Consider the following 16720-nt stretch of genomic DNA (forward strand, 5'->3'; position numbering starts at 1 on the left):
GAATTTCCTGTTCCCCGGCGGAGGCCGGGGAACAGAGTTTATAGATTTACGCCTCGCCGAAGACGCGGTGGAAGATCGTGTCGACTTGCTTGAAGTGATAATCGAGGTTGAATTTTTCCTCGATCTGTTCGGGTGGCAGCGCGGCGGTGACGTCGGTGTCGGCTTTGAGCAATTCCAGCAGTGAGAGCTGGCCGTCCGATTCCCACACTTTCATCGCGTTGCGCTGGACATAGCGATAGCTGTCTTCGCGGCTGACACCGGCTTGCGTGAGCGCGAGCAGCACCCGCTGCGAGTGGACGAGGCCGCCCATCTTGTCGAGATTCTTCATCATCCGCTCAGGATAGACGAGTAGCTTGTCGATCACCCCGGTCAGGCGACCCAGCGCGAAGTCGAGCGTGATGGTCGCATCGGGGCCGAAGAAGCGCTCGACCGACGAATGGCTGATGTCGCGTTCGTGCCAGAGGGCGACATTTTCGAGCGCGGGCACGACGGCGGCGCGCACTACGCGGGCAAGGCCGGTGAGGTTTTCGGTCAGCACCGGGTTGCGTTTGTGCGGCATGGCCGACGAACCCTTTTGCCCCGGCGAGAAATATTCCTCCGCCTCCAACACTTCGGTCCGCTGCAGATGGCGGACTTCGACGGCGAGCCGTTCGATCGAGCTGGCAATGACGCCGAGCGTCGCGAAGAACATGGCGTGGCGGTCGCGCGGGATGACCTGGGTCGAGACGGGTTCGATCGCGAGGCCGAGCTTGTCCGCGACATGTTCTTCGACGGCGGGATCGATATTGGCGAAGGTGCCGACCGCGCCCGAAATGGCGCAGGTGGCGACTTCCGCGCGGGCGGCGATCAGGCGCGCTTTGCAGCGGGAAAATTCGGCATAAGCTTCGGCCATTTTGAGGCCGAAGGTGACCGGTTCGGCATGGATGCCGTGGCTGCGGCCGATGGTCGGGGTCAGCTTATGTTCGAAGGCGCGACGCTTGATGACGGCGAGCAGCTGGTCGATATCCTCGATCAGCAGGTCCGACGCGCGGGCGAGCTGGACCGCGAGGCAGGTGTCGAGCACGTCGCTCGACGTCATTCCCTGATGCATGAAGCGGGCTTCGTCGCCCACCTGTTCGGCGACCCAAGTGAGGAAGGCGATGACGTCATGCTTGGTGACAGCTTCGATCGCGTCGATCGCGGCGACGTCGATCACAGGGTTGGTGGCCCACCAGTCCCACAGGGCCTTGGCCGCCGAGGGCGGTACGACGCCCAGTTCGCCCAGCTTTTCCGTCGCATGCGCCTCGATCTCGAACCAGATCTTGAACCGGGCTTCCGGCTCCCAGAGGGCGGTCATTGCGGGGCGGGAATAGCGAGGGACCATGAGCGAATCCTGCAACTGGAGGAGATAGGATGCCGCGCCGCCTAGCAGCGTCGGCAGCGCGGGGCAAATCGGGCGGTGGTGTGTGGACGGCAGGGGCGCACGAGAAGGCCGCACAGACAAACAAGATGAATTGACGGCATTTGCAAGACGAATGGGTCAAGATGAACGCATGTTCAGGAACAATCGGGCGGTTTCAACTCTTCTTATGGCACTATTCATGCAGCATGGAAGTCAAACACAGGCTGCACATAATGGGTCGTAAAATAGGAGATTGTCATGATCCGCCCGCTTTTGTTTACCACGGCTCTGGCCGTTGTCGCGCCCGCCATGGCGCAACAGACGATGACGCCGGATACTGCCACGCCACAGGCGGCACCCGCAGCGCCGGTGCAACCGGACGCGGCGACACCGCAGGCCGCAACGCCGGATGCTGCGACACCGCAGGCCGCGACGCCCGCCAACCCCGGCAATGCGGTCGCGACCATCGTGGATACCGAGTTTCCGGCCTATGACGCCGATAGCGATGGCGAGTTGAGCCAGGCCGAGTTTTCGCGCTGGATGGTGGCGTTGAAGGCGCAGGAGACCAAGGCGACTGGGCAGACGCTGCCGGAAGCCGAAGTCACGGCCTGGGCCAATGGTGCCTTTGTGACTGCGGACACGGATAAGAATGCGACGATCAGCAAGCCCGAACTCGTCACCTACCTAAGTGGTGGAACGGCCTAACAGGCGCTATAATCCCCGAACTGTCACGAGGGACGGGACATCATCTAGTCGGGTCGCACCGACGGCGGCATGGCGCGAAGGCCATGCCGCCTTTTTCTTGGGCCGCTCAGGGCCGCTTTCGCGTGTAGAGCAATGCCGCGACGATCGCGGCCGAACCGATGCCGACCGCAGCGCCAGTCCAGGCCGACTTGCTCATCGAGCGACGGACGGCGGCCACCATGTCCAATGTCGTGGGTTCCTCGTCCGGCTGTGCCGCCGCCGGGAAAATGTCGGCGCCATCCTGGGGCGCGCTCTTGTCTGCGTTATCCATAGTCGGACAGATATGGCAAAGTCCGGCACGCAGGGGAAGATGGCAGATGCGTTTCCCGCCTCGCCTCGATGATTTTTCACCGCGCCCCGTAACGGCGCGCGCCAGCGCGACAGGGTTAGCCGAAGAATCGCGACGCCCCCTCTTGACTTCATCCCCGGATTTATGTTGGTAGCGCTATCAATCAAGAGTAGTTGTTTAGGAGTTGATGATGCCGGGGGACCATGTCTTGCTCGACGCCCTGCCCGCCGATTGGCGCGCGGGCCGCTTTCTCGGTCGCGTGCTGACGGCCGCTGGCCCCAGCCCCATCATGGTCGATCAAGGCATCGCCTATGACATGAGCCGGGTTGCGCCGACCGTGGCGCAATTGGTCGAGATGTTTCCGGTGGACGCCCAAAGCGGCGAAGCGCTGGGACCGCTCGATACGCTGACCCTGCCCCTGCTCAGCCCCGTCGACCTGCAATGCGTCAAGGCGGCGGGCGTGACCTTTGCCCTGTCGGCGATCGAGCGGGTGATCGAGGAACGGGCGCGCGGCGATGCCGGTGCCGCTGCGGCTATTCGCGGTCGCCTGGAAGAGCGGGTCGGCGGGTCGATCCGCGCCGTGGTGCCGGGATCGCCCGAAGCCGCCGCGCTCAAGACCGCGCTGATCGAGGACGAGCTATGGTCGCAATATCTGGAGGTCGCGATCGGCCCGGATGCGGAGGTCTTTACCAAGGCGCCGGTGCTGGCGACCGTGGGCGCGGGCGCGCAGATCGGCATCCGGTCCGATTCCACCTGGAACAATCCTGAACCCGAAATCGTGCTGATCGGCAATTCTAGCGGGAGCGCTATCGGCGCGACGCTGGGCAATGACGTTAATCTGCGCGATTTCGAAGGGCGATCGGCGCTGCTGCTGGGCAAGGCGAAGGATAATAATGCGTCCTGCGCGCTCGGCCCGCTCATTCGCCTGTTCGACGAAGACTTCACCATCGACGATGTGCGCAATGCCGAAGTCGCGCTGACCATCGACGGGCCGGAAGGCTATCGCCTGGAAGGCAGCAGCAGCATGAACCAGATCAGCCGCGATCCGCTGGACCTGATGCGCCAGACCATGTCCGAGCATCAATATCCCGACGGGTTCGCGCTGTTCCTGGGCACTTTGTTCGCGCCGGTGCAGGACCGGGACGAGCCGGGTCGCGGCTTTACCCATAAGGTCGGCGATATCGTCGCCATCTCCACCCCGCGCCTCGGCAAGCTGGTGAACGAAGTCGTGACCTCGAAGGACGCGGCGCCATGGACCTATGGCCTGACCGCGCTGATGATGAACCTGGCCGAACGCGGCCTGCTGAACGCCGCCAAAGAGAAAGCCGACGCATGAAACGCGCATCCTACCCCAGCCTGGCGGGCAAACGGGTGTTCATCAGCGGCGGCGGCAGCGGGATTGGCGAGGGACTGGTCGAGGGCTTTGTCGCGCAGGGCGCGCATGTCGCCTTTTGTGACATTGCGGTGGCCGAGAGCGAAGCGCTGGTAGCGCGCCTCAGCGATGCGGCCTTCACGCCGATCTTCCACGCGATCGACCTGTGCGACATCGATGCCGTGCAGGCGATGATGGCGCAGGTCGAAGCGGAGCTGGGCGGCATCGACATCTTGATCAACAATGCCGCCAATGACGACCGCCACACGATCGAGGAGGTCACGCCGACCTATTGGGACGAGCGGATGGCGGTGAATTTGCGCCATTTGTTCTTCGCCGCGCAGGCTGCCGTTCCGGCGATGAAGCGCGCGGGCGGTGGTGTGATCCTGAATTTCGGGTCGATCAGCTGGCATCTCGCTCTGCCCGAACTGGTGCTGTACCAGACCGCCAAGGCAGCGATCGAGGGGCTGACCCGCAGCCTGGCCCGCGACCTTGGCCGCGATAATATCCGCGTCAACACCATCATTCCGGGCAATGTCAAAACGCCGCGCCAGATGAAATGGTACACGCCCGAAGGCGAAGCCGAAATCGTCGCCGCGCAATGCCTGGACGGGCGGATCATGCCGGTCGATGTCGCCGCGCTGGCGATGTTCCTGGCGTCGGACGATGCGCGCTATTGCACCGGCCATGATTATTTCATCGATGCGGGTTGGCGCTGACATGAGCAGCGCGACGCCCCAGAGTGTTTTGAGCGTCGGCGCGATATTGGGCGAAGGCCCGATCTGGGTCGCGCGCGACGCGGCGCTATGGTTCGTGGACATCAAGGGCCATTGCATCCATCGCTACGATCCGGCGCTCAATGTGGCGCGCAGTTGGACCGCGCCGGGACAGGTCGGATGGATCGTGCCGACCCACGACGGCCTGTTCGCGGTCGGGCTGCAATCGGGCATCCATCGTTTCGATCCGACCAGTGCCAGCTTCCGGTTGCTGCACGCGCCCGAAGCGCAGGTGCCGGGCAACCGGTTGAACGACGCGACGGTCGCGCCGGACGGCGCGCTATGGTTCGGGTCGATGGACGATGGAGAGGCGGAAGATAGCGGTCACATTTATCGGCTGCATCGCGGCCTGTGCGCCAATGTCGGCCTGCCGCCAGTGTCGATCACCAACGGCCCTGCCCTCTCGCCCGACGGGCGGACGCTCTATCATACCGATACGCTGGGCCGCCATATCTGGCGCACCGCGCTGAGCGCCGACGGGGCGATCGGCGAGACCAGCCTGTTCACGACGATCGAGGATGGCGCGGGCTATCCCGATGGGCCGACGGTGGATGCCGAAGGCTGCCTGTGGACCGGATTGTTCGGCGGCTGGGCGGTGCGGCGCTATGATCCGGCGGGCGCGCTGATGCGCGAAATCCGCTTTCCCGTCGCCAACATCACCAAGATCGCGTTCGGCGGGGACGACCTGGCGGTTGCCTATGCGACGACCGCGCGCAAGGGACTGGACATGACAGCGTTGACAGAGCAGCCCCTTGCGGGTGATCTGTTCGCCTTCGACCCCGGCGTCGCAGGATTGCCGGGCCACGTCGCAACGATATAAGATTTGGGAGAATGACGGATGAATGAGGGGAGCGCCGAGAAGGTCAACATGGCCTTCATCGCAGCGATCGTCGCGGTGGCGACGATCGGCGGGTTCATGTTCGGCTATGATTCGGGTGTTATCAACGGCACGCAAAAAGGGCTGGAAAGCGCCTTTGACCTCGGCAAGCTGGGCATCGGCATCAATGTCGGCGCGATCCTGGTCGGGTCGTCGGTCGGCGCGTTCATGGCCGGGCGCATGGCCGACCTGATCGGGCGGCGCGGCGTCATGATGCTGGCGGCCGTCCTGTTCCTGGTCAGCGCCCTGCTGGCGGGTGCGGCGAGTTCCTCGGCCCTCTTCATCTTCGCGCGCATCATCGGCGGGCTTGGCGTCGGCGCGGCGAGCGTGATTTCGCCGGTCTATATTTCCGAAGTCACGCCAGCGGCGGTGCGCGGGCGGCTGTCCAGCATTCAGCAGGTGATGATCATTTCCGGCCTGACCGGCGCGTTCATCGCCAATTTCGTGCTGGCGCGCTATGCGGGCGGATCGACCGCGCCCTTGTGGCTCGATTTTCCGGCGTGGCGCTGGATGTTCTGGTTGCAGGCGATTCCTGCCGCCATCTATCTCGTCGCTTTGCTCTTCATCCCTGAAAGCCCCCGCTATTTGGTCGCGCGCGGCCGGGATGCGGACGCCGAAGTGGTGCTGACCCGCTTGTTCGGTCCGCTCGAAGCGGCGCGCAAGGTCGCGGAAATCCGCGCGAGCCTCGCCGCCGACCATCATCGGCCCAAATTGTCCGACCTCATCGAAAAGACCAGCGGCAAGATCCGTCCGATCGTGTGGACCGGCATTGGCCTGGCGGTGTTCCAGCAGTTGGTCGGCATCAACGTCGTCTTCTATTATGGCGCGACGCTGTGGGAAGCGGTCGGCTTTTCCGAAGACAATGCGCTGCAGATCAACATCCTGTCGGGCGTGCTGTCGATCGGCGCGTGCCTTGGCGCGATCGCGCTGGTGGACAAGATCGGCCGCAAGCCGTTGCTGCTGATCGGATCGGCCGGTATGGCGGTAACGCTGTCGGTCGTGGCCTATGCCTTCTCGACAGCCGTGACCGGCGCGGACGGCGCGGTGTCCCTGCCCGGCTATAACGGGTTGATGGCGCTTATTTCCGCCAACCTCTATGTGATCTTCTTCAACCTCAGCTGGGGTCCGATCATGTGGGTGATGCTGGGCGAGATGTTCCCGAACCAGATTCGCGGATCGGGCTTGGCCGTCGCTGGCTTTGCCCAGTGGATCGCCAATGCGGCGATTTCGGTCAGCTTCCCCTCGCTGGCCGTCTCGCCGGGGCTGGTGTGGACCTATATGGGCTATGCGCTGTTCGCGGCGATCTCCTTCTTCTTCGTGCGCAAGATGGTGTATGAGACCAAGGGTCGCGAGCTAGAGGATATGGTCGGCTGAGTAACGAGACGATCCTGTTGCGGGCGGGAGGGCTGGAGGCAGCGCTCTCGCCCGCTGTCGGTGGGGCGCTGCGCTGGCTGGCGCTTGATGGCGTCGACCTGCTGCGGCGCGCGCCGGAGGGGAGCGTCGATCCGCTCGCCATGGCGAGCTTTCCGCTGGTGCCCTATGCCAATCGCATTGCCGATGGGCGCTTTCATTTTGGCGGGCAGGATTATCACTTGCCGCTCAATTTCGGCGATCACCCGCACAGCCTCCACGGCCATGGCTGGCAAAGCGGCTGGGCAGTGACGGACCAGCGCGATGATGCAGCGCAGTTGACGTTGGTACATCGCCCGGATGCGCGCTGGCCATGGGCGTTTACCGCGCGGCAGCATATTGCGCTCAGCGCGGATGCGATCGTCCTGACGCTGGCGCTGACCAACGATGCCGAGGACGATGCGCCCGTTGGCCTTGGTTTCCATCCCTATTTCCGCGCCGATGCCGACACGCGCTTGCAGTTTGCGGCGCAAAGCCTGTGGCTGTCCACCCCCGACATGCTGCCGGAGCGGTCGGTGCCTGCCGATGGGCTTGGCGACTGGTCGGCGCTGGCACCGGTGCAGGGCGAGAGCCTGATCGACAATGTCTATGGCGGCTGGGACGGGATGGCGACCGTGGCGCGCGGCGACGGGCTGCGCCTGACGCTGACGGCGAGCGGGGCGGACTGGCTGCATGTCTATCGCCCGCCCGGCTCCGATGCCTTTTGCCTGGAGCCGGTCAGCCATATGCCCGACGCGCTGAACCGGGCCGACGGCATGGCGATAGTCGCCCCCGGTGCGACGCACAGCCTGTCGATGCGGATCGAAATCGGCAAAAGCGATCAGGTGCTTCCGAAATCCGCCGGGATCGCCTAAGCTGCATCGCAACAGCAGCATGAGGTAAAGCCGATGCAATTTTTGCGGACCGCCTTCTGGGTCGTCATCGCCGTCGCCCTGGCCTTCTTCTGCATGGCGAATTATGTCCCCGTGACCGTGCGCCTGTGGGGCGACCTGGTGATGGAAACCAAGCTGCCGGTCCTGTTGATCGGCGCGTTCCTGCTGGGGGCTCTGCCCTTCTGGATCATGGCGCGGGCCACCCGCTGGCGCTTGAAGCGGCGGCTGGATAGCACGGAGCGCGCGCTGGCTGCGGTCACTACGCCGCCCGCACCACCGGCTTCGGCAGCGCCGGTCGCTTCTACGCCGGTCGCCCACTCGCCTATGTCCTCGACGCCGCCGATGGCCGACGCGACGGACCCGGCCACACCCCCACCCTCCCCTCTTTCGCCCGCAGGACCAGCATGAGCAGCCCCATCTATGTCGCCATCGACACGCCCGATCTCGCCAAGGCGCAGCATCTGGCCGGGCAGGTGCGCCATCATGTCGGCGGGCTGAAACTGGGCCTCGAATTTTTCTGCGCCCATGGCCATCATGGCGTGCATGAAATGATGAAGTTCGACCTGCCGATCTTCCTCGACCTCAAGCTGCACGATATTCCGAATACTGTGGCCAAGGCGGTGCAGGCGCTGCACCTGCTGGAACCTGCGATCCTGACCGTCCATGCGGCCGGTGGCCGCGCCATGCTGGAGGATGCCAAGGCGGCGGCTGGGGTGAATACGAAGGTGGTGGCGGTGACCGTGTTGACCAGCCTGGACGATGGCGACCTGCTCGACATCGGTGTGGGCGGGAAGGCCGAGGATCAGGTGCGGCGGCTCGCCGACCTGGCGCAGAGCGCCGGGCTGGACGGCATCGTCTGTTCGGGCGAGGAAGTGGCGATGGCCAAGAAGGCCTGGCATGACGGCTTTTTCGTGGTGCCGGGCGTGCGGCCTGCTGGCGGCGCGATGGGCGACCAGAAACGCGCCGTGACCCCGCGTCAGGCGCTTGATCGGGGTGCGTCGATATTGGTGGTGGGGCGTCCGATCAGCCTGGCGGAAAATCCCGACCTGGCGGCGCGCGAGATCGAAGCGACGCTGTAAGCGGCGAAGTTCACACCGTCGCTGGGTGATTGGGGGCAATCGCAACGGAGAAGTTGCTGCCACTGAAGCGCGCCAGCAGCTTTTATAGCACCGACGTTCCTGCTTGGTATAGGGCCCGCAGCTACAATCGGGATTGATGGCGGATGGCCAAGAATAACAAGTCAGCAACCGTGCAGCCCGCTCCAGGTCCGCCAGCATAGGCTTAACCAGATAGTCGTGGCCCAATGGGCCATGTTCTCCTGCCCTAGACCTTTGGCCATCGTCATACTATATACCGATCGGTATGGAACAGGTTGCAACCACGTCTCGCGGTCGCCCGCGTGAATTTGATCCGGCACAGGCCTTGGCTGCTGCGCTGCAGGTTTTCTGGCGGCGTGGTTATGAAGGCGCGTCGATTTCGGACCTGACCGAGGCGATGGGGATCACCCGACCCAGCCTCTATGCCTGTTTCGGCAACAAGGAAGCCCTGTTTCGGCAAGCGCTCGACCTCTATGAGACCGAGAAGCTCTGCTATGTGAAGACGGCGTTGGAAGCCCCCACGGCGCGCGGCGTGGCCGAGCGGTTGTTGCGCGGTTCGCTTGCCATGCAATGTAGCGACAGCGAGCCGCAGGGTTGTTTAGGCGTCATCAGCACCGTGGCTGGCGTGACCGAGGCAGACTGCATCCGCGACGAAGTGTTGAAGCGCCGCGCCTCGTCGAACGCCGCCTTGCTCGCGCGGTTCGTGCAGGCGAAGGAAGAGGGCGACCTGCCCGACGGCATCGAGCCGGAGGCGATGTCCTGTTATCTCTCGACGGTGATGCAGGGCATGGCGGTCCAGGCATCGGGCGGCGCATCGCGCGAAACGCTGGAAAGACTGGTGCAAACCACCCTTGCCATGTGGCCGGGGCGATAGGGGATAGGTCGCCGAACGGGCACCCCATTCACCTGCGATAAATAATTACCGATCGGTATGTTATTCCGTTTGACGCGGCGCAGCATCTCATTATATACCGATAAGTATGGAATGAACCACTGAGCCGACAGGCTTCAGGGAGGTAATTATGCGCTGCCCCATCATCAGAGGCGGTCCCTGACCGATCGCTTGCGGTAGCCCAACAGGGCGTCGCATCCCCCCACCGATATTCTCGTTCGATAGCTCCGCGCACCTGCGCGTGGGTTTCGGCCATCGCTCATCTGCCGGACGCTCTGCGTGTATCCGGTCGGCGCGATCGGCTGCGCTCTTTTCATCACTGGTGCCGTCCAGGGAGGACTTAACACATGGCTTTTATAGATTTCGCCCAGCCCATGGCTGGAGCGCCCCTATCCGCATGCCTGCCGATGGCGGACATGACTGAAGCTGCCACGCTTGATCCGCTGGAATGGCAGGTGGTGGCGCTGGCCCGATCCGATCGGCTCTCCACCCTGCGCAGGCCCGGCAGCTGGGACAAATGGAGCGCGCTCATCTTGGGCCCACGCCCAAGCCCCGTGCTGGCCAGCGAACGGCTGGAGGCGCTGCGCCGCCTGTCGGTCGAGGCCTGGCATCGCGGCTATGCCGTCACCCCTTCCGCCCTTGCCGACGCGCAAGAGGCCGGTTTCACCGCCGACCAGCTCGAACTGCTGCTCGCCACCATCAGCGCGGGCCGCAGCGCCCGTGGACGAAAGGTTCGCCCATGAACATGCTCGCCCCCATCCATGCCGACACGGCCAATGAAGTTTCGCTGTCCAAGAAGCGCCGCCTGTCCCGGCGCGGCGGCGCGATGGCCGCGATCGCGCTGGTCCTCGTCGCCGGTGCCGCCTGGAAATGGCTCGACCAACCCAATGCCCAGGCCGCGGCCACGCCGATCGCCACCGTCGGCATCTCCACGCCGCTCGCGCGCGAAGTGACCCAGTGGGACGAATATGTCGGTCGATTCGCCCCCAGCCAGACGGTCGAAATACGGCCGCGCGTATCGGGCGCGGTCACCGCGCTTCACTTCCGCGACGGGGATATCGTGCGCAAGGGCCAGCTGCTCTTCACGATCGACCAACGCCCGTTCCGCGCCGCGCTGGCCGAAGCGCAGGCCAATGTCGCCGCCGCCCGCAGCACCTTGGCGCTTGCCCGTTCCGATTATGCCCGCGTCCAGCGGCTGACCGGCGACGAAGCCATTTCCGCGAGCGAAGTCGACGCCCTGCGCGCCCGGCTGCAATCCGCACAGGCTGCGCTGGCCGCTGCCGAGGCGCGCGCGCGCCAGCGCTCGCTCGATATGGAATTTACCCAGGTCCGCGCCCCGATCGGCGGCCGCGTGTCCGACCGGCGCATCGACATCGGCAATCTGGTGGCCGGTGGCGACGGCGCCAGCGCGACATTGCTGACGACGATCAATGCGCTCGATCCCATCTACTTCACCTTCGATGCGTCCGAAGCTTTGTTCCTCAAGGCGCAGCGCGACCGGGCGGATGGCGATGGTGCAACCGCCGTCGAGGTCCGTTTGCAGGACGAAACCGACTATAAGTGGAAGGGCAAGCTGGACTTCACCGACAATGGCCTCGACCCGCGTTCGGGCACGATCCGGGTGCGCGCGACCTTTGCCAATCCGGGCATGTTCCTCGCGCCCGGCCTGTTCGGCAATATGCGGCTTGCCAGCGGTGGCACGACCCGCGCCTTGCTGGTGCCGGACGCCGCGATCCAGTCCGATCAGGCGCGCAAGACGGTGCTGGTCGTGGGCAAGGATGACAGCGTTTCCGCCAAGCCGGTCGAACTCGGCCCGGTCGTGGATGGCCTGCGGATCATCCGGTCCGGCCTGACGCCGCAGGACCGCGTCATCGTCGGCAATGTCCAGGCGGCGATGCCCGGCACCAAGGTTGCGGTACGCGCCGCACCCATCAAGCCGCAGCCGACGCCGGTGACGCCCGTCGATCCGGCCGCCGCACCCGCCGCCGCCCAGGCGACCTTTGCGCGCTAAACCCATTTCCCAAGGATAACGCCCATGCGTTTCTCCCGCTTCTTCATCGACCGGCCGATCTTTGCGGCCGTGATCGCCGTGATCATCACGGTCGTCGGCGCGCTGGCCTTCATCGGGCTGCCCGTCGCCCAATATCCCGACATCGTCCCGCCGACCGTGACGGTCAGCGCGCAATATCCGGGCGCATCGGCCGAAACGGTGGCCCAGACCATCGCCGCGCCGATCGAACAGGAAATCAACGGCGTCGACGACATGCTCTATGTCAGCAGCCAGTCGACCGGCGATGGCAAAGTCACGATCACCGTTACCTTCAAGATCGGCACCGACCTGGATGCCGCACAGGTACTGGTGCAGAACCGAGTCGCGGTCGCCGTCCCGCGCCTGCCCGAAGAGGTGCAGCGCCTGGGGGTCGTCACGCGCAAGACATCGCCCGACTTTCTGATGGTCGTCAATCTCCAGTCGCCCGACGGCTCGCTCGACCGCAACTACCTCTCCAACTATGCCCTGACGCAGGTGCGCGATCGCCTCGCGCGGCTCGACGGTGTGGGCGATGTGCAACTGTTCGGCGCGCGTGACTATGCGATGCGCGTGTGGATCGACCCTGGTCGCGCCGCCGCGCTCAACCTGACGGCGGGCGAGATCGTCGCCGCCCTGCGCGCGCAAAATGTGCAGGTGTCGGCGGGGGCAATCGGCCAGCCGCCCTATGATAGCGGCGAAGCCTTCCAGCTTGGCGTCGAGATGCAGGGCCGCCTGAACGAACCGCAGCAATTTGCCAATATCGTCATCCGCACGGACGCCGATGGCCATCAGGTTCGCGTCGCCGACGTCGCGCGGGTCGAACTGGGCGCGCAGGATTATGGCATTAACACCTATCTGTCCGGCAAGCCCACGGTCGTCATCGCGGTCATGCAGCGCCCCGGCTCCAACGCGCTCGACGCGGCGGAGAAGGTGAAGGCGGAAATGGACAGCCTGTCCCAGCGCTTCCCGAAAGGACTGGAATATAGCGTCATCTACAATCCGACCGAATTCATCAGCCAGTCGATCGACGCGGTCTATGACACGCTGTTCGAGGCGGTGATCCTGGTCGTCCTCGTCATCCTCATCTTCCTTCAAAATTGGCGCGCGGCGGTCATCCCGATCATCGCCATTCCGGTCTCGCTGATCGGTACGGCGACGATGCTGGCGGCGGTCGGCTATTCGCTTAACAATCTCTCGCTCTTCGGCCTCGTGCTGGCGATCGGCATCGTCGTCGATGACGCCATCGTCGTGGTCGAAAATGTCGAACGCAATATCGAGGAAGGCATGTCGCCGTTGGAGGCCGCGCGCTTCTCGATGGACGAAGTGGCGGGCGCGCTGGTCGCGATCGTTCTGGTGCTGTGCGCGGTGTTCGTGCCGACCCTCTTCATCACCGGCATTTCGGGCGCTTTCTATCAGCAATTCGCCGTCACCATCTCGACGGCGACGGTGATCTCGCTGCTGCTCTCGCTCACCCTCTCGCCCGCCGCCGCCGCCTTGCTGTTGAAGCCCAAGCACGGGCATGATGCGCCAGCAGCGGACACCCCGCGCTGGAAGCGGTGGCTGCAAAAGGGCGCCGATGCCTTCAATCGCGGCTTTGAACGGATGAGCGACCGCTATGCCAGCCTCACCCGCTTCCTGGTCGCCCGGCCCAAGAAGATGCTGCTGACCTATGTGGGCCTGATCGCGGCGACCATCGCGCTATTCTGGGTCACCCCCGGCGGCTTCATCCCCGCGCAGGATCAAGGCTATTTCCTGGCCGTGGTCCAGCTTCCCCCCGGCGCGTCGCTCGAACGCACCGACAAGGTGACGCGCGAGGTCGCGGAGAAGATCCTGCCGATCAAGGGCCTGCGCGGCGCGGTGATGTTCGCTGGCTTCCATGGTCCTTCGCAGACCGCCGCGCCCAATTCGGCGGCGATCTACTTCCCCTTCACCAGTTTTGCCGAACGCAAGGAAGTAGGCGCCACCTATGCCGGGATCATGGAGCAGGCCAGCAAGGCGATCGGCGACTATGACAAGGCGCGCATCATTCTCGTGCCGCCGCCCGTCATCCAGGGCATCGGGTCGGCCGGTGGCTATCGCACGATGATCGAGGATCGCGAGGGGCGCGGCTACGACGCGCTGAATAAGGTCGCCACCGACTATATCGGCAAGGCCAATACCACGCCCGGCCTCGCCCAAGTCTATACCCTGTTCGACGTCGCCACCCCGCGCATCTTCGCCGATGTGGACCGGCGCAAGGCCGACCTGCTTGGTGTGCCGCCCGAACGGGTGTTCGAAGCGATGCAGGTCTATCTGGGTTCCGCCTTCGTCAACGATTTCAACCTGCTGGGCCGTACCTATCGCGTCACGGCACAGGCGGATCAGGCATTTCGCGGATCGACGGCGGACATCGCCAACCTCAAGACCCGGTCCAATTCGGGCGCGATGGTGCCGCTCGGTTCCCTGTCGACCTTCCAGGACAAGACCGGTCCCTATCGCGTCGTCCGCTATAATCTGCTGCCCGCGGTGGAGGTCGATGGCGATACGGCACCGGGCTATTCGTCCGGCCAGTCGCTCAGCACGATCGAAAAGCTGGGTGAAACGGCGCTGCCTGCTGGCTATGCGCAGGAATGGACCGGCATCGCCTATCAGCAGGCGACGGCGGGCAATACGGCGGGCCTGGTATTCGGGATGGCGGTCTTCTTCGTCTTCCTGGTGCTGGCCGCGCAATATGAAAGCCTGACACTGCCGCTGGCGATCATCCTGATCGTGCCGATGTGCCTGTTGGCCGCGATGCTGGGCGTCAACCTGCGGGGGATGGACAATAATATCCTGACCCAAATCGGCTTGGTCGTGCTGATCGCGCTGGCGGCCAAGAACGCCATTCTGGTGGTCGAATTCGCCAAGCAGGCCGAGGAACAGCAGGGTCTCTCACCCGTCGAGGCGGCGGTGCAGGCCGCACGGACCCGGCTGCGACCGATCCTGATGACCAGCTTCGCCTTCATCCTGGGCGCTGTGCCGCTGGTGATCGCGCAGGGGGCCGGTGCCGAGCTTCGCCAGGCCTTGGGCACGGCGGTCTTCTTCGGCATGGCCGGGGTCACGGCCTTCGGTCTGCTCTTCACCCCCACTTTCTATGTCGTCTGCCGCGCGCTTGGCGACCGCTTCACCCGTCGCGGGCGGAGCGGCCAGGCTCCCGCGCTGCAACCGGCCGAATAGGAACCCACGCCATGACCAAATCCCTGTTCGCTGCCCTGTTGGCAGCTACTTCCCTCACGGCCTGCGCCGCTGGTCCCGACTATCGGTCGCCAGTCACGCCCGCCACCGCCGCCGCGCCCTTCATCGGCACGGCAACCCCCGCCGTCAGCGCGGCGGAGGCGCAGGGCGACTGGTGGCGGCTCTATGAAGACCCGCTGCTCGACCGGCTGGTCGGCGACGCGCTGAGCGCCAACACCGACATCCGCGTCGCGGTGGCGCGGCTGGAGCGGGCGCGCGCCACCCTGCGCGGCGCACGCTCGGATCGGCTGCCCTCGACCGGCCTCGACGGCACCGTCACCTATGGCCGCACGGCAGCGGCGCAGAGCTTCCCCGGCCTCGACCGGGAAAATCGCACCGTCGATGCGGGGTTCAGCGTCGGCTATGAGGTCGATCTGTTCGGCCGGGTGAAGCGCTCGATCGAGGCGGCGCGCGGCGACCTGGGCGCGGCCGAGGCGGATGCCGACGCCGTCCGCGTGGCGGTCGTCGCCGATACGGTGCGCGCCTATGTCGACGCCACATCTTCGGCCGAGCGGCTGGCCGTGGCGCAGCGCACGGTCGACCTGCTCGATCGATCGATCCGCATCACCGGCGCGCGCTTCGACGCGGGCCGCTCGGATCGGCTCGACGTGATCCGGGTGACAGCCCTGCGCGACCAGCAAAAGGCGCTGGTGCCAAGCCTTGCCGCGGACCGGGATGCCGCCCTGTTCCGACTCGCGACGCTGACGGGGCGGACGCCGCAAGACTTGCCCGCCGATATCCGCGCCAGCGTCACCACGCCGACCCTGGCCCAGCCCATTCCCGTGGGCGATGGTCGCGCGCTGCTGGCCCGGCGGCCCGATGTCCGCGCCGCCGAACGCCGCCTCGCCGCCGACACGGCACGGATCGGGGTAGCGACGGCGGACCTCTATCCGCGCATTTCGCTGGGTGGCACCATCGGCACGACCGCCATCGGCGGGGGCGACATATTGGGCGGCGGTCCGCTGCGCTGGGTGTTGGGGCCGCTCATCAACTGGGCCTTCCCCAATCAGGAAGCGATCCGCGCCCGCATCGGCGCGGCGCGCGCGGACAGCGCGGCGACGCTGGCGACCTTCGACGGTACGGTGCTGCGCGCGCTGGAGGAAACCGAAACGGCGCTGTCCATCTACGCCCATGCGATGGAACGCCGGGACACGTTGCAGGCCGCGCGCAACGCCGCCGATCGTGCCGCGCGCATCAGCCTCGCCCGGCAGCGGGAAGGGCAGATCGATTTCCTGACCGTCCTCGACGCCCAACGCACGCTCGCGGCCGCCGAAGCCGACCTCGCTTCGGCCGATCGCGCGGTCGCCTTCGCCCAGGTCGATCTGTTCCGCGCTCTTGGTGGGGGGTGGCAGAGGGTTGGGTAAAGCGTCCCTATTGCGTACAGCGATGCGTACAGTGGTAAGGCTTTTTTGCCTCTCTCCTACTTGACCTATCGCTCCGATCCAGATGTTGGAAAACTGATATAACTGTTTGTTTTTAATGTATTAAATGGCGATCTTATCGGGATAGAGACATAGGATCGCCCTGTTATCCCGTACGTCCTTCTGCACGCCCGAAATCAGCGAACAGGATGATCATACACTGTGATCGATAGCGTGGCGGTGCCGTTATGTGCGCCCGACGTGGATCAACACTGTTGCTGAACAGTAAACCGATGTGTCGATACTATTATTTCATCGTAATTTTCGCAATTAGCGATTTGATCCGATGACGGTGCATCGCTACTTGG

General features: G+C 64.9%; 15 protein-coding genes. 13 read left to right on the plus strand and 2 right to left on the minus strand.

Annotation, left to right across the window (positions count from 1 at the left end; genetic code table 11):
- Positions 1-46: 46 nt before the first annotated feature.
- Complete coding sequence (gene purB / locus ACZ2HM_RS05755; RefSeq protein ID WP_096061395.1) at positions 47-1363, minus strand: adenylosuccinate lyase; 1317 nt, start codon at positions 1361-1363, stop codon at positions 47-49.
- Between the two features lie 276 nt (positions 1364-1639).
- Here purB and ACZ2HM_RS05760 point away from each other — a divergent pair, with 276 nt between their 5' ends.
- On the plus strand, positions 1640-2086 hold the full coding sequence (locus ACZ2HM_RS05760; protein WP_470426470.1) for an EF-hand domain-containing protein: 447 nt from the start codon (positions 1640-1642) through the stop codon (positions 2084-2086).
- Between the two features lie 106 nt (positions 2087-2192).
- Here ACZ2HM_RS05760 and ACZ2HM_RS05765 read toward each other — a convergent pair whose 3' ends face one another.
- Positions 2193-2396: a hypothetical protein gene (locus ACZ2HM_RS05765; RefSeq protein ID WP_470426471.1), complete on the minus strand. Its 204-nt coding sequence runs from the start codon at positions 2394-2396 to the stop codon at positions 2193-2195.
- 208 nt (positions 2397-2604) lie between these two features.
- On the opposite strand from ACZ2HM_RS05765, the gene ACZ2HM_RS05770 reads away from it, so the two are divergent.
- The 12 genes from ACZ2HM_RS05770 (at position 2605) to ACZ2HM_RS05825 (ending at position 16355) form a co-directional block, all read left to right on the plus strand.
- Positions 2605-3750 (plus strand): fumarylacetoacetate hydrolase family protein, encoded by a 1146-nt coding sequence (locus ACZ2HM_RS05770; protein WP_470426472.1) that lies wholly within the window; start codon positions 2605-2607, stop codon positions 3748-3750.
- Complete coding sequence (locus ACZ2HM_RS05775) at positions 3747-4505, plus strand: SDR family NAD(P)-dependent oxidoreductase (RefSeq protein WP_096061392.1); 759 nt, start codon at positions 3747-3749, stop codon at positions 4503-4505. The genes ACZ2HM_RS05770 and ACZ2HM_RS05775 overlap by 4 nt, the downstream gene beginning before the upstream one ends.
- A gap of 1 nt (position 4506) precedes the next feature.
- Positions 4507-5382: an SMP-30/gluconolactonase/LRE family protein gene (locus ACZ2HM_RS05780; RefSeq protein WP_470426473.1), complete on the plus strand. Its 876-nt coding sequence runs from the start codon at positions 4507-4509 to the stop codon at positions 5380-5382.
- Positions 5383-5400: 18 nt separating this feature from the next.
- Entirely contained in the window at positions 5401-6813 is a 1413-nt protein-coding gene (locus ACZ2HM_RS05785) for a sugar porter family MFS transporter (protein WP_037474073.1), read from the plus strand.
- A gap of 17 nt (positions 6814-6830) precedes the next feature.
- Positions 6831-7703: an aldose 1-epimerase gene (locus tag ACZ2HM_RS05790; protein WP_037474071.1), complete on the plus strand. Its 873-nt coding sequence runs from the start codon at positions 6831-6833 to the stop codon at positions 7701-7703.
- A 33-nt stretch (positions 7704-7736) separates the two neighbouring features.
- The gene (locus ACZ2HM_RS05795) at positions 7737-8129 is read left to right on the plus strand and encodes a lipopolysaccharide assembly protein LapA domain-containing protein (RefSeq protein WP_037474069.1); all 393 of its coding nucleotides are present in this window, start codon (positions 7737-7739) and stop codon (positions 8127-8129) included.
- The gene (pyrF, locus tag ACZ2HM_RS05800) at positions 8126-8800 is read left to right on the plus strand and encodes an orotidine-5'-phosphate decarboxylase (protein WP_037474067.1); all 675 of its coding nucleotides are present in this window, start codon (positions 8126-8128) and stop codon (positions 8798-8800) included. The genes ACZ2HM_RS05795 and pyrF overlap by 4 nt, the downstream gene beginning before the upstream one ends.
- A gap of 283 nt (positions 8801-9083) precedes the next feature.
- The gene (locus ACZ2HM_RS05805) at positions 9084-9692 is read left to right on the plus strand and encodes a TetR/AcrR family transcriptional regulator (RefSeq protein ID WP_037474066.1); all 609 of its coding nucleotides are present in this window, start codon (positions 9084-9086) and stop codon (positions 9690-9692) included.
- A 365-nt stretch (positions 9693-10057) separates the two neighbouring features.
- Entirely contained in the window at positions 10058-10453 is a 396-nt protein-coding gene (locus ACZ2HM_RS05810; protein WP_470426474.1) for a hypothetical protein, read from the plus strand.
- Positions 10450-11721: an efflux RND transporter periplasmic adaptor subunit gene (locus ACZ2HM_RS05815; protein ID WP_037474064.1), complete on the plus strand. Its 1272-nt coding sequence runs from the start codon at positions 10450-10452 to the stop codon at positions 11719-11721. The genes ACZ2HM_RS05810 and ACZ2HM_RS05815 overlap by 4 nt, the downstream gene beginning before the upstream one ends.
- Before the next feature lie 24 nt (positions 11722-11745).
- Positions 11746-14934 (plus strand): efflux RND transporter permease subunit, encoded by a 3189-nt coding sequence (locus tag ACZ2HM_RS05820; protein WP_470426475.1) that lies wholly within the window; start codon positions 11746-11748, stop codon positions 14932-14934.
- Between the two features lie 11 nt (positions 14935-14945).
- Positions 14946-16355 (plus strand): efflux transporter outer membrane subunit, encoded by a 1410-nt coding sequence (locus tag ACZ2HM_RS05825; protein WP_470426476.1) that lies wholly within the window; start codon positions 14946-14948, stop codon positions 16353-16355.
- The last annotated feature ends 365 nt before the right edge of the window (positions 16356-16720 follow it).

The organism is Sphingobium sp. KKT206, from assembly GCF_055640555.1.

Coding starts and splice junctions, on each gene's coding strand:
- ACZ2HM_RS05765 (WP_470426471.1), bottom strand. CDS start 2,396: ATGGATAACGCAGACAAGAGCGCGCCCCAGGATGGCGCCGACATTTTC.
- ACZ2HM_RS05810 (WP_470426474.1), top strand. CDS start 10,058: ATGGCTTTTATAGATTTCGCCCAGCCCATGGCTGGAGCGCCCCTATCC.
- ACZ2HM_RS05795 (WP_037474069.1), top strand. CDS start 7,737: ATGCAATTTTTGCGGACCGCCTTCTGGGTCGTCATCGCCGTCGCCCTG.
- ACZ2HM_RS05760 (WP_470426470.1), top strand. CDS start 1,640: ATGATCCGCCCGCTTTTGTTTACCACGGCTCTGGCCGTTGTCGCGCCC.
- ACZ2HM_RS05820 (WP_470426475.1), top strand. CDS start 11,746: ATGCGTTTCTCCCGCTTCTTCATCGACCGGCCGATCTTTGCGGCCGTG.
- ACZ2HM_RS05785 (WP_037474073.1), top strand. CDS start 5,401: ATGAATGAGGGGAGCGCCGAGAAGGTCAACATGGCCTTCATCGCAGCG.
- pyrF (WP_037474067.1), top strand. CDS start 8,126: ATGAGCAGCCCCATCTATGTCGCCATCGACACGCCCGATCTCGCCAAG.
- ACZ2HM_RS05780 (WP_470426473.1), top strand. CDS start 4,507: ATGAGCAGCGCGACGCCCCAGAGTGTTTTGAGCGTCGGCGCGATATTG.
- ACZ2HM_RS05770 (WP_470426472.1), top strand. CDS start 2,605: ATGCCGGGGGACCATGTCTTGCTCGACGCCCTGCCCGCCGATTGGCGC.
- ACZ2HM_RS05805 (WP_037474066.1), top strand. CDS start 9,084: ATGGAACAGGTTGCAACCACGTCTCGCGGTCGCCCGCGTGAATTTGAT.
- ACZ2HM_RS05815 (WP_037474064.1), top strand. CDS start 10,450: ATGAACATGCTCGCCCCCATCCATGCCGACACGGCCAATGAAGTTTCG.
- ACZ2HM_RS05775 (WP_096061392.1), top strand. CDS start 3,747: ATGAAACGCGCATCCTACCCCAGCCTGGCGGGCAAACGGGTGTTCATC.
- purB (WP_096061395.1), bottom strand. CDS start 1,363: ATGGTCCCTCGCTATTCCCGCCCCGCAATGACCGCCCTCTGGGAGCCG.
- ACZ2HM_RS05825 (WP_470426476.1), top strand. CDS start 14,946: ATGACCAAATCCCTGTTCGCTGCCCTGTTGGCAGCTACTTCCCTCACG.